The sequence below is a fragment of the Kitasatospora sp. NBC_01539 genome (assembly GCF_045040525.1).
Taxonomy (GTDB): domain Bacteria; phylum Actinomycetota; class Actinomycetes; order Streptomycetales; family Streptomycetaceae; genus Kitasatospora.
Genome location: NZ_CP109390.1, coordinates 2012289 through 2024711, shown reverse-complemented (window position 1 = coordinate 2024711; position 12423 = coordinate 2012289). Strand labels below are relative to the sequence as shown.

Genomic DNA, 12423 nt, shown 5'->3' with positions numbered 1-12423 from the left:
ACGGAACACCGTGCAGATCGCACCCAAGGGCGAACAGGCCCGCAACAACACCGCGCTGCCCAAGGCCCGGACGCTCATCGAGGCGCTGCCCTGGCTGGAGCGCTTCCACGGCAAGACGATCGTGATCAAGTTCGGCGGGAACGCCATGGTCGACGAGGACCTGAAGGCGGCCTTCGCCCAGGACGTCGTCTTCCTGCGCTACGCCGGGCTGCACCCGGTGGTCGTGCACGGCGGCGGCCCGCAGATCAGCGCGCAGCTGGAGAAGCTGGGCCTGGAGTCGTCGTTCACCGCGGGGCTGCGGGTCACCACGCCGGAGACGATGGACGTCGTGCGGATGGTGCTCTCCGGGCAGGTCCAGCGCGAGCTGGTGGGCCTGCTCAACGGCCACGGCCCGTTCGCGGTCGGCATGACCGGCGAGGACGCGCACACCATGACGGCCGTGAAGCGCTACGCCGTCGTCGACGGCGAGCAGGTCGACATCGGCCTGGTCGGCGACATCGTCAACATCGAGGCCGGCGCGGTGAAGGCGCTGATCGGCGACGGCCGCATCCCGGTCATCTCCTCGATCGCGCGCGGCACCGACGGCCACGTCTACAACATCAACGCCGACACCGCCGCCGCCGCCCTCGCCGTCGCCCTCGGCGCCGAGATGCTCGTCGTGCTCACCGACGTCGAGGGCCTGTACAAGAACTGGCCCGACTCGGACGACGTGATCAGCCAGCTGTCCGCCTCCGAGCTGGAGGAGATGCTGCCGACCCTGGCCAGCGGCATGCTGCCGAAGATGGAGGGCTGCCTGAACGCCGTCCGCTCCGGCGTCGGCACCGCCCGCGTGCTCGACGGGCGCGTGCAGCACAGCCTGCTGCTGGAGATCTTCACCGACGAGGGCATCGGCACGATGGTCGTGCCCGACGACGAGACGACCGTACTGGGGGGCCTGGCATGACCAACACCGAACTCGCGCAGCGGTGGCAGCACGCGCTGATGGACAACTACGGCACCCCGCGGATCCCGCTGGTGCGCGGCGAGGGCGCCAAGCTCTGGGACGCCGACGGCCGGGAGTACCTCGACCTGGTCGGCGGCATCGCGGTCAACGCGCTCGGCACCGGCCACCCGGCGATCGTGGAGGCGGTGACCCGGCAGATCTCCACGCTCGGGCACGTCTCCAACCTCTTCATGGCCGAGCCGACGATCGCGCTCGCCGAGAAGCTGCTGGAGCTCTTCGGCCGGCCGGGCCGGGTGTTCTTCTGCAACTCCGGCGCGGAGGCCAACGAGGCCGCCTTCAAGATCAGCCGGCTGACCGGCCGCACCCACCTGGTCTCGCTGGAGGGCGCCTTCCACGGCCGGACGATGGGCGCGCTCGCCCTCACCGCGCAGCCCGCCAAGCAGGAGCCGTTCCGGCCGCTGCCCGGCGACGTCACGCACGTGCCGTTCGGCGACATCGAGGCGCTGCGCGCCGCCGTCACCACCGAGACCGCCGCGGTCTTCCTGGAGCCGATCCAGGGCGAGAACGGCGCGATCCCGCTGCCCGAGGGCTACCTGCGGGCAGCGCGCGAGATCACCCGGGCCACCGGCACGCTGCTGGTGCTCGACGAGATCCAGACCGGCATCGGCCGGACCGGCCAGTGGTTCGCCCACCAGGCGGACGAGGGCGTCGAGCCGGACGTCGTCACGCTCGCCAAGGGCCTCGGCGGCGGTCTGCCGATCGGCGCCGCGGTCGCCTTCGGCCCGGCCGCCGACCTGCTCCACCCGGGCCACCACGGCACCACCTTCGGCGGCAACCCGGTGGTCGCCGCGGCGGGCCTCGCGGTGCTCGGCACGATCGAGCGGGACGGCCTGCTGGAGCACGTCCGGAAGACCGGCGAGAAGCTCCGGCACGGCATCGAGGCGATCGGCGACCCGCTGGTCGACCACGTGCGGGGGGCCGGCCTCCTGATCGGCATCGTGCTCACCGAGCCGGTGTCGGCGAAGGTGCAGGCCGCGGCGCAGCAGGCCGGGTTCCTGGTGAACGCGGCCGTGCCGGACGCCGTGCGGCTCGTGCCGCCGCTGGTGCTGACCGAGCAGGAGGCGGACGCCTTCCTCGCGGCGCTGCCCGGGATCCTCCGGGCCGTCCGCGGTGAAACCCCCGACGCGAACAGCTGAGCGGACTCCGGGAGAATCAGCAGCATGACCGCACCCCAGTCCGACCAACCCGCCACCGGGGCGATGCCGCAGGTGCCGCAGACCCGCACCGCGCGCCACCGGCGGATCGTGGATCTGCTGACCCGTCAGCCCGTCCGCTCGCAGAGCCAACTGGCCAAGCTGCTCGCCGACGACGGACTGGTGGTCACGCAGGCCACGCTCTCGCGGGACCTGGACGAGCTGGGCGCGGTGAAGATCCGCAACCGGGACGGCGCGCTGATCTACGCCGTCCCGGCCGAGGGCGGCGACCGCACGCCCCGCGCACCGATGGGGGAGTCCGCCAGCGAGGCGAGGATGGCCCGGCTGGCGGGCGAGCTCATGGTGTCCGCCACCGCCTCGGGCAACCTCGTGGTGCTGCGCACCCCGCCGGGTGCGGCGCAGTTCCTGGCGTCGGCGATCGACGCGGCCGAGGTGTTCGAGATCATCGGCACCATCGCGGGCGACGACACCGTGCTGCTGATCAGCCGGGATCCGGCGGGCGGCCGGGCGCTCTCCGATCACCTCATGCAGTTGGCGCAGGCCAAGGCCCAGTAGAGGGGCCGCCCCGCCACGCGTCCTGTGTTTTGAAATCCATACGCGCTAGTGCATACTTATGCCTAACGCCGTATGGGAACCCGCATACCGCACGCTCTGCCCTGTTCGCACCGTTTGTGAAGGAGAAAGCCGTGACCGAGCGCGTCGTACTCGCCTACTCGGGCGGTCTGGACACGTCCGTCTGCATCGGCTGGATCGCCGAGGAGACCGGCGCCGAGGTCATCGCCGTCGCCGTCGACGTCGGCCAGGGCGGCGAGGACCTGGACGCCATCCGCCAGCGCGCGCTGGACTGCGGCGCCGTCGAGGCCGAGGTCGCGGACGCCCGCACCGAGTTCGCCGACGAGTACTGCCTGCCCGCCATCAAGGCGAACGCCCTGTACCAGGGCCAGTACCCGCTGGTCTCCGCGCTCTCGCGCCCGGCGATCGTCAAGCACCTGGTGGCCGCCGCGCAGAAGCACGGCGCCAGCACCGTCGCCCACGGCTGCACCGGCAAGGGCAACGACCAGGTCCGCTTCGAGGTCGGCATCCAGTCGCTCGCCCCCGAGCTGAAGTGCATCGCCCCGGTCCGCGACTACGCGATGACCCGCGACAAGGCGATCGCCTTCGCCGAGGCGAAGAACCTCCCGATCGTGACCACCAAGAAGAACCCGTACTCGATCGACCAGAACGTGTTCGGTCGCGCCGTCGAGACGGGCTTCCTGGAGGACATCTGGAACGCCCCGATCGAGGACGTCTACGAGTACACCCAGGACCCGGCCGCCCCGCGCGAGGCCGACGAGGTCGTCATCACCTTCGAGGCCGGCGTGCCGGTCGCGATCGACGGCCGCAAGGTCACCGTCCTGCAGGCCGTCGAGGAGCTGAACAAGCGGGCCGGCGCCCAGGGCATCGGCCGCCTCGACATGGTCGAGGACCGCCTGGTCGGCATCAAGTCCCGCGAGATCTACGAGGCCCCCGGCGCGATCGCCCTGATCACCGCCCACCAGGCCCTGGAGAACGTCACGGTCGAGCGCGAGCTGGCCCGCTACAAGCGGCAGGTCGAGCAGCGCTGGGCCGAGCTCGTCTACGACGGCCTGTGGTTCTCCCCGCTCAAGCGGGCGCTCGACGGCTTCGTCGACGAGGCCAACCAGTCGGTCTCCGGCGACATCCGGATGGTGCTGCACGGCGGTCGCGCCGTGGTCAACGGCCGCAAGTCCGACCGGTCGCTGTACGACTTCAACCTCGCCACGTACGACACCGGCGACACCTTCGACCAGTCGATGTCCAAGGGCTTCATCGAGATCTTCGGCATGTCCTCGAAGATCGCCGCCCGCCGCGACCTCGCCTGAGCCGCACCCTCCCTGAGCCCCGGCCGCTCTCCCCGCGGCCGGGGCTCGACCTCACCCGTAAGGAGCCCACGCGATGACCGCCGACCAGAACGCCGACGTCCGACTCTGGGGCGCCCGCTTCGCCGACGGCCCGTCCGAGGCGCTGGCCAAGCTCTCCGCCTCGGTGCACTTCGACTGGCGCCTCGCGCCGTACGACATCGCGGGTTCCAAGGCGCACGCCCGGGTGCTGCACAAGGCCGGGCTGCTGAGCGACGACGAGCTCGCCGCGATGCTCGGCGGCCTGGACCAGCTGCTCGCCGACGTCGAGGCGGGCACCTTCACCGGCACCATCGCCGACGAGGACGTGCACACCGCCCTGGAGCGCGGCCTGCTGGAGCGCCTCGGCGCCGACCTCGGCGGCAAGCTGCGGGCCGGCCGGTCGCGCAACGACCAGATCGCCACGCTCTTCCGGATGTACCTCCGCGACCACGCGAGGACCATCGGCGGCCTGGTCCTCGACCTGCAGCACGCCCTGGTCGGCCTCGCCGAGGCCCACCCGGACACCGCCATGCCGGGCCGCACCCACCTCCAGCACGCGCAGCCGGTGCTCTTCGCCCACCACGTCCTCGCGCACGTGCAGGCCCTCGGCCGGGACGCCGAGCGGCTGCGCCAGTGGGACACCCGCACCGCCGTCTCCCCGTACGGCTCCGGCGCGCTCGCCGGCTCCTCGCTGGGCCTCGACCCGGAGGCCGTCGCCGCCGACCTCGGCTTCGAGCGGGGCTCGGTCGGCAACTCCATCGACGGCACGGCCTCGCGCGACTTCGTCGCCGAGTTCGCCTTCGTCACCGCCATGATCGGCATCAACCTCTCCCGCATCGCGGAGGAGGTGATCATCTGGAACACCAAGGAGTTCGGCTTCATCACGCTGCACGACGCCTTCTCCACCGGCTCCTCGATCATGCCGCAGAAGAAGAACCCGGACATCGCCGAGCTGGCCCGCGGCAAGTCCGGCCGCCTGATCGGCAACCTCACCGGCCTGCTCGCCACGCTCAAGGCCCTCCCGCTCGCGTACAACCGCGACCTGCAGGAGGACAAGGAGCCGGTCTTCGACTCCTGCGACACGCTGGAGGTCCTGCTGCCGGCCTTCACCGGCATGATGGCCACCCTCACCGTGCACCGGGAGCGCCTGGAGGAGCTGGCCCCCGCGGGCTTCTCGCTGGCCACCGACATCGCCGAGTGGCTGGTGAAGCAGGGCGTGCCGTTCCGGGTCGCGCACGAGGTCGCCGGCGCCTGCGTCAAGGCCTGCGAGCAGCAGGGCATCGAGCTCGGCGACCTGACGGACGAGCAGTTCGCCGCGATCTCCGCGCACTTGACGCCCGAGGTCCGCTCGGTGCTCAGCGTGCACGGCGCCATCGCCTCCCGCAACGGCCGCGGCGGCACCGCGCCGAGCGCCGTCGCCGTGCAGCTCGCCGAGGTCAAGGCCGACCTCGCGGTCCAGCAGGAGTGGGCGCAGGGCTGATCCGTCCCGTCCGGACGGGGGCGCGCCGGGTGACCCGGCGCGCCCCCGCGTCGTTGCCGCGGGTATGACCGACGCCCGTCCCGTCGCCGCGCACCCCGCGGCGGCCGTCCCCGCCGCCCGCCCGCTGCCCGTGGCCCTGCGGCCGGCCGTCGCCGACCTGCCCGTGGCCGAGCTGCGCCGCGACCTCGCCCCGTTCGTGGCCGCCCTCGCCGGCGACCGGCTGGACGCCCAGGAGCTCGAACAGCAGGTCTGGCTGCACGCCGTCGAGCGCGCCGCCGGGCCCGGCCTGCCGTCCGACCCGCGCGACTGGCTGCGCGGCGTCGCCGTCCGCGAGGCACGGGCCGCCCGGGGCCGGGCCGCGCTGGAGACCCCTGTGCCGCATCCCGGGCGCCCGCGGCGCGAGCCGCACGAGGAGCTGACCTCCGCCGAGCTGGGCCGGGCGGTGCGGCGGGCCCTGGCGGAGCTGCCGGGCCGCTGCCCGGAGCTGCTGCGCTGCCTCGCGGAGTCGCCCGAGCTCACCTACACCGAGCTGGCCGCCCGGATGGGTGTGCCGCGCGGCAGCATCGGCCCGACCCGGTCGCGCTGCCTGGCGGGCCTGCGCGCCCTGCTGGCGGCCCGCCGGGCCGACTGGACGGCTCTCCCGGCCCGGCCGGCGGCGGCCGACCGGGAACGTGACGCTCGCCACGTCCGGGGGGCGGAAGGTTGAGAGCGGGCGACGCCTGGGTAGAGCGCTGGCGAACGTCTCTCCCGAAGGCGGCACGGCTGCCCGGAGCACCGGCGCGAGCGCGGGTGCGGCCGCGCCGTGCGCCACGCCGCCCGACGGGTCGTTCGACCGTTCTCCCGGCCGGGCCGATCCCCGTCCGGGACCTCAGGCCGGGCACCGGTGCGCACCCTCGCACAGCACCGGGCACTAACGATGGGGAGACCCCGACATGGGCATGAGTGTGATCATCTCGCCGGCCACGCCGGACGATGCCGAGCAGATTCTCAAGCTGCAGTACCTCGGCTACCAGCAGGAGGCGGAGCTCTACTCGGACTGGTCGCTGGCACCGCTGACCCAGACCCTGGAGAGCCTCCGGGCCGAGCTCGCCGAACAGGAGTTCCTGGTGGCGCGCCTCGGTGACGAGGTCGTCGGCACCGTACGCGGCCGGGTCGATCCGGACGGCGTCGGCCGCATCGGCCGTCTGGTCGTCCATCCGCGGATGCAGCGGCACGGCCTCGGCGGCCGGCTGCTGGAGGCCGTGGAGGAACGCCTGGCCGAGCGGCAGCCGGTGTACGGCTTCGAGCTGTTCACCGGCCACCGCAGCCTCGGCAACCTGCGCCTCTACGCCCGGCTCGGCTACCGGCAGACCTCCGTCCGCGAGGTCTCCGGCCGGCTGTCCCTGGTGACCCTCGCCAAGACGGTCGCGGCCCCGCTGGCCGCCTCCGCCTGATCCGTCCCGCACGCCCGACGGCGCCCTTCCCGCACGGGGAGGGCGCCGTCGGGCTTGTGCGGCAAGCATCGTGTCCGTATTTCGGACCGCCAGTCCTGATTATTGGGATCGTGTCCGATCTTCTGCTTAACTGGATCCCATGACTGCGACCACGCCATGCACCCCCACCGGCCTCATGCCGGGCGGCGCGCGCCGCATGTGCCGTCGCACGTGTCTCCGCTGAGGGCCCTCGTCACCCTCCTCGCGCCCCGAAGCGAGCACCCGCGCCGCCCCGCCGGCGCCCCCTCCCCGCCCGTCCGTCGCTGATGACTCGTTAGGGCCACGCCCACGGGCGTCACCGCCGCCCAGCGGCCACGATCGACCTACGGCACCGACGACACCCCCCTTCCTCAGGCGTGCCCCCGTGCGCCGCCGTCCTCCACCGGCGCGCCGCGGGTCCGCCGCGCCCCCGACCAACGGAAAGCAGCCGTGATCACCACCCAGGGCCTCACGAAGGTCTACCGCTCACGCGGCCGAGAGATCACCGCCCTCGACGGCGTCGACCTCCACGTCCGCCCGGGCGAGGTCTACGGAGTCGTCGGCACCAGCGGCGCCGGCAAGTCCACCCTCATCCGCTGCGTGAACATGCTGGAGCGGCCCACCGCCGGCAGCGTCACGGTGGACGGCGTCGACCTGACCGCCCTGCCCGGCGGCGAGCACCGCGCCGGCCGCGAACTCCGCGAGGCGCGCCGCCGGATCGGCATGGTCTTCCAGCACTTCAACCTGCTCTCCTCGCGCACCGTGCAGCAGAACGTCGAGCTGCCCCTGGAGATCATCGGCCTCGACCGCACCGAGCGACGCCGCAAGGCCGCGGAACTGCTCGACCTCGTCGGCCTCGCCGACAGGGCCCGCGCCTACCCCGCCCAGCTCTCCGGCGGCCAGAAGCAGCGCGTCGGCATCGCCCGCGCCCTCGCCGGCGACCCCAAGGTGCTGCTCTCCGACGAGGCCACCAGCGCCCTCGACCCCGAGACCACCCGCTCGATCCTCGCCCTGCTGCGCGACCTCAACCGGCAGCTCGGCCTGACCGTCCTGCTGATCACGCACGAGATGGACGTCATCAAGTCGATCTGCGACTCCGCCGCCCTCATGCGCGACGGCCGGATCGTCGAACAGGGCGTGCTCACCGAGCTGCTCGCCACCGGAGGGTCGCAGCTCGCCCGCGACCTCTTCCCGCTCGGCGAGTTCGCCTCCGGCCACAGCGGCCACACCGTCGTCGAGATCACCTTCCAGGGCGACACCCCGGCGCAGCCGTTCGTCTCCCAGCTCGCCCGGACGTACCAGATCGACATCAACATCCTCGGCGCCGCCGTCGAGACCGTCTCCGGCCGGATGGTCGGCCGCATGCGCGTCGAACTCCCCGGCAGGCACGAGGACAACGTCGTACCGATCGGCTTCCTGCGCGAGCAGGGCCTCCAGGTCGACGTGCTCGACGGGGCGGGGGCCGCCGCATGACCTGGGACCAGATGCAGGAACTGCTGTGGCCCGCCACCTGGGAGACCCTCCAGATGGTCGGCGTCTCCTCGGTCGCCACCGTGCTGCTCGGCCTGCCGCTCGGCGTGCTGCTCGTCCTCACCGACAAGGGCGGACTGCTGCAGCACCCCGCCCTCAACCGGGTGCTCGGCGCCGCCGTGAACATCGGCCGCTCGCTGCCGTTCATCATCCTCATGGTGGCGCTGCAGGGCTTCACCAAGTCGATCGCCGGCACCACCATCGGCTGGCAGGCCGCGACCGTGCCGCTCACCATCGGCGCCATCCCGTTCTTCGCCCGGCTCGTCGAGACGGCCGTCCGCGAGGTCGACGGCGGGCTCGTCGAGGCCGTCCAGTCGATGGGCGGCTCCACCGCCACCATCGTGCGCAAGACCCTGCTGCCCGAGTCGCTGCCCGCCCTCGTCGCCTCCGCGACGACCACCGTCATCACCCTCATCGGCTACTCCGCGATGGCCGGTGTCGTCGGCGGCGGCGGGCTCGGCGACCTCGCCGTCCGCTACGGCTACCTGCGCTTCGAGACCGGCTTCATGTGGGTGATCATCGCCGAGCTGATCGTGATCGTCACCGCCATCCAGCTCCTCGGCGACTTCGCCGCCCGCCGCCTGGGCCACCGCGGCGCCACCGGCCGGCGGTTCCGCCCCGAGGCCGTCGACCTCCCCGGCGAGAAGGCGGCGGAACCCGTCCGCTGACCCCGCCCCACCAGCTCCGGCCGGAGCTCCCACCAGGACCCGGCCGATCCCACCGCACCACGGAGAAAGGCACTTTTCGTGCGCAACGTCCTGAAGTACACCAGCGTCCTCGTCACCGCCGGCCTCGCCCTCTCGGTCGCCGCCTGCTCCAGCAGCGGCTCCTCCACCACCGGGGCGAGCGCCGACCCCGACAAGGCCCTGGTCGTCATCGCCAGCCCCACCCCGCACGCGCAGATCCTCGACTACGTCAAGAAGAACCTCGCCGACAAGGCCGGGCTCAAGCTCGACGTCAAGGTGGTCACCGACTACGTGACCCCCAACACCGCGGTGCAGGACGGCTCGGCCGACGCCAACTACTTCCAGCACGTTCCGTACCTGGACGACTTCAACAAGAAGAACGGCACCGACATCGTCTCCGTCGAGGCCGTCCACCTGGAGCCGCTCGGCGTCTACTCCAAGAAGGTCAAGTCGGTCACCGAGCTGCAGGACGGCGCCGAGGTCGGCGTGCCCAACGACGCCACCAACGAGGGCCGCGCCCTCAAGCTGCTCGCCGACAACGGCGTCATCACCCTCAAGTCCGGCGCCGGCACCACCGCCACCGTCCAGGACATCGCGTCCAACCCCAAGAACCTGGCGTTCAAGGAGCTGGAGGCCGCCCAGCTGCCGCGCTCCCTCGGCGACCTCGACGCCGCCGTCATCAACGGCAACTACGCCCTCGACTCCGGCCTCAAGCCCGCCACCGACGCCATCGTCCTGGAGAAGGCCGAGGGCAACCCGTACGCCAACATCCTCGCCGTCAAGAAGGGCGGCGAGGACGACCCGCGCGTCCGGAAGCTCGCCGAACTCCTGCACTCCGCCGAGGTCAAGAAGTACATCGACGACACCTTCGGCGGCTCGGTGGTCCCGGCCTTCTGAGCCGCGCACCACGCCGCCCGGCCGGGCCCCGCCGCACCCCGCGGCGGGGCCCGACCGCGCAGTATGCGCCGTGCGCACCCCTCCCGGCAGCCGAACTGACGGGCTGTCGCCGGAATGCCGGTACCCTGGCACGCCCGGAGAAAGGCGGGGCGTACGGTGTGTCCACGACCCGGCGAGGAGAGACGGCATGGCAGCGAGCTTCCCCGAGACAGCCATCAGCACCGAACGGCTGTTGCTGCGCCCGCTGGACGACGGCGACACCGCGGGCCTGGTCGCCCTCGCGGCCGACGACCAGGTGCAGACCTGGACCGCCCTGCCCGTGCCGTTCACCGAGACGCACGCCCGCCACCTCGTCCGCGTCCTCGCCCCCGGCCGGCGCGCCGACGGCGGCGGCATCGTCTTCGCCGTCGCCGAACACCTCACCCAGCGCCTCGTCGGCCTCGTCGACCTGCGCGCCACCGACTGGCGGCTGCGCGCCACCGAGATCGGCTTCATCACCGCCGCCTGGGCCCGAGGCGAGGGCTACGCCCCCGAGGCCGTCCTCGGCGTCGCCCAGTGGCTCTTCGAGGACCGCGGCTTCCTCCGCCTCGAACTCCGCACCGCCGCCGGCAACATCGCCGCCCAGCAGGTCGCCCAGAAGACCGGCGCCATCAGCGAGGGCGTCCTGCGCAGCGCCGGCATAGTCCGCGGCGAGGAGACGGACCGACGCGGCGCACCCGACACCCGCACCGACCTCATCCTGTGGAGCCTCCTCCCCGAGGACCTCGACACCCCGCAGGACGAGGGCTGGGCCGAGCAGCGCTACGTGCTCCACGACTGATCGCTCCCGTGCCCGCCCGCCCGCACCACCGCGATGCCCGCCCGGCCGCCCCCACCGGGTACCCTCTGCACCGGGACGCGCGAGCCGCACGGCGCACGCCGTCCGACATCGGGGCGGACACGGGGCGTAGGGAGAACAGCCGCAGATGGCTGACCGGATCACGGTCATCGGGTGGGACGGCACGCCGCTGACCGAGGCGGCCGCATCCGCGCTCGCCGGGGCCACCCTGGTGGCAGGCGCACCCTTCCAGCTGGCCGCACTGCCGGTGCCGCCGGGCGCCGAACGCGTCGCGCTCGGGAGCGTCCGGGCCGCCGCCCGCCGCATCGTCGAACACCGCGGCACCGCCGTCGTCGTCGCCGAGGGCGACCCCGGATTCTTCGGCGTCGTCCGCACCCTGCGCCGCCCCGAGTACGGACTCGAACTCGAAGTGCTGCCGGCCGTCTCCTCCGTCGCCGCCGCCTTCGCACGCGCCGGCATGGCCTGGGAGGACGCCCAGGTCGTCTCCGCCCACGGCGGACGGCTGCGCCGCGCCGCCAACGTCTGCCGCGCCCACACCAAGGTCGCCGTGCTCACCACCGCCGACGCCGGCCCCAGCGAACTCGCCCTCATGCTCCGCGGCGTCCACCGCACCTTCGTCGTCTGCGAGGCCCTCGGCACCCCGGAGGAGGACGTCACCGTCCTCACCTCCGACCGGGTGCCCGACCACGACTGGCGCGACCCCAGCGTCGTCCTCGTCATCGGCGGCACCCCGCCCGCCGTCGACGAGGCGGCCGGCTGGCTCGCCGGCAAGCCCGTGGCCTTCCCCGGCGGCGACCGCGGCTGGGCGCTGCCCGCCGACGCCTACGCGGGCGCCGGCACCCCCGCCGACCGGGCCGACGGCGACACCGCGCTGCCCCCGCACGTCCGCGCCCTCGCCCTCGCCCGGCTCGGCCCCCTCCCCGGCGACCTCGTCTGGACCGTCGGGGCCGGCAGCGGCGCCCTCGCCGTGGAGACGGCCCGCTTCGGTGCCGCCGTCGTCGCCGTCGAGTCCGACCGCGCCGCCTGCGCCCGGATCGGCGTCAACGCGCGCCGCTACGGCGTCGAGGTCGACGTGGTGCACGGCGCCGTCCCCGACATCCTCGGCGGACTGCCCGAACCCGACGCCGTCGCCGTCGAGCGCGGGGGCGTACGGGTGGTGAGCGCCGTGCTCGCGCGCCGCCCCGAGCGCCTGGTCGCCGTCGCGCACACCCTGGCGGAGGCCGAGGCGATCCACGAGGCCGTCGCCGCCGCCGGATACCGCGTCGACGGCACGCTGCTCCAGTCCGCACCCCTGACCGCGGCACACGGGGCATCCTCCGGGCTCACCCTCGGACCGGGGGAGCACACCGCGGTGCTCTGGGGTGAACTCCCTTCCTGACGTTCCGTGTACCGGACACCGGCCCGGCCCGGCGCGGGTGATCCCCGTCCCATCCGGACACCGATTCGAGAGGCCGTCGGCGCCGAACGATAGGGTGGCGTCATGGTT

At 73.2% G+C, this 12423-nt stretch carries 12 protein-coding genes; all 12 read left to right on the top strand.

What is annotated here, in order from left to right; all coding sequences use genetic code 11:
- Positions 1-10 precede the first annotated feature (10 nt).
- The 12 genes from argB to cbiE all read left to right on the top strand — a co-directional run bounded on the left by argB (position 11) and on the right by cbiE (position 12315).
- On the top strand, positions 11-943 hold the full coding sequence (gene argB, locus OG335_RS08675) for an acetylglutamate kinase (RefSeq protein ID WP_405010451.1): 933 nt from the start codon (positions 11-13) through the stop codon (positions 941-943).
- A complete protein-coding gene (locus OG335_RS08670) occupies positions 940-2139 on the top strand; it encodes an acetylornithine transaminase (RefSeq protein WP_405010450.1) in 1200 nt (399 codons plus the stop codon). The genes argB and OG335_RS08670 overlap by 4 nt, the downstream gene beginning before the upstream one ends.
- 24 nt (positions 2140-2163) lie before the next feature.
- Positions 2164-2712: an arginine repressor gene (locus tag OG335_RS08665; protein WP_405010449.1), complete on the top strand. Its 549-nt coding sequence runs from the start codon at positions 2164-2166 to the stop codon at positions 2710-2712.
- A 131-nt stretch (positions 2713-2843) separates the two neighbouring features.
- Positions 2844-4037, top strand: a complete 1194-nt coding sequence (locus tag OG335_RS08660; protein ID WP_405010448.1) for an argininosuccinate synthase — start codon at positions 2844-2846, stop codon at positions 4035-4037.
- A 73-nt stretch (positions 4038-4110) separates the two neighbouring features.
- Positions 4111-5535, top strand: coding sequence for an argininosuccinate lyase (gene argH / locus OG335_RS08655; protein ID WP_405010447.1), 1425 nt, complete (start codon positions 4111-4113; stop codon positions 5533-5535).
- Positions 5536-5599: 64 nt separating this feature from the next.
- The gene (locus tag OG335_RS08650) at positions 5600-6241 is read left to right on the top strand and encodes an RNA polymerase sigma factor (protein WP_405010446.1); all 642 of its coding nucleotides are present in this window, start codon (positions 5600-5602) and stop codon (positions 6239-6241) included.
- Positions 6242-6467: 226 nt separating this feature from the next.
- On the top strand, positions 6468-6968 hold the full coding sequence (locus OG335_RS08645; protein ID WP_405010445.1) for a GNAT family N-acetyltransferase: 501 nt from the start codon (positions 6468-6470) through the stop codon (positions 6966-6968).
- A 468-nt stretch (positions 6969-7436) separates the two neighbouring features.
- A complete protein-coding gene (locus tag OG335_RS08640; RefSeq protein ID WP_405010444.1) occupies positions 7437-8459 on the top strand; it encodes a methionine ABC transporter ATP-binding protein in 1023 nt (340 codons plus the stop codon).
- Entirely contained in the window at positions 8456-9184 is a 729-nt protein-coding gene (locus OG335_RS08635) for a methionine ABC transporter permease (protein ID WP_405010443.1), read from the top strand. Before OG335_RS08640 ends, OG335_RS08635 begins: the two co-directional genes overlap by 4 nt.
- Before the next feature lie 78 nt (positions 9185-9262).
- On the top strand, positions 9263-10099 hold the full coding sequence (locus OG335_RS08630; protein WP_405010442.1) for a MetQ/NlpA family ABC transporter substrate-binding protein: 837 nt from the start codon (positions 9263-9265) through the stop codon (positions 10097-10099).
- A gap of 187 nt (positions 10100-10286) precedes the next feature.
- Positions 10287-10919, top strand: a complete 633-nt coding sequence (locus OG335_RS08625; protein WP_405010441.1) for a GNAT family N-acetyltransferase — start codon at positions 10287-10289, stop codon at positions 10917-10919.
- A 145-nt stretch (positions 10920-11064) separates the two neighbouring features.
- Positions 11065-12315, top strand: a complete 1251-nt coding sequence (gene cbiE, locus OG335_RS08620; RefSeq protein ID WP_405010440.1) for a precorrin-6y C5,15-methyltransferase (decarboxylating) subunit CbiE — start codon at positions 11065-11067, stop codon at positions 12313-12315.
- Positions 12316-12423: the final 108 nt, after the last annotated feature.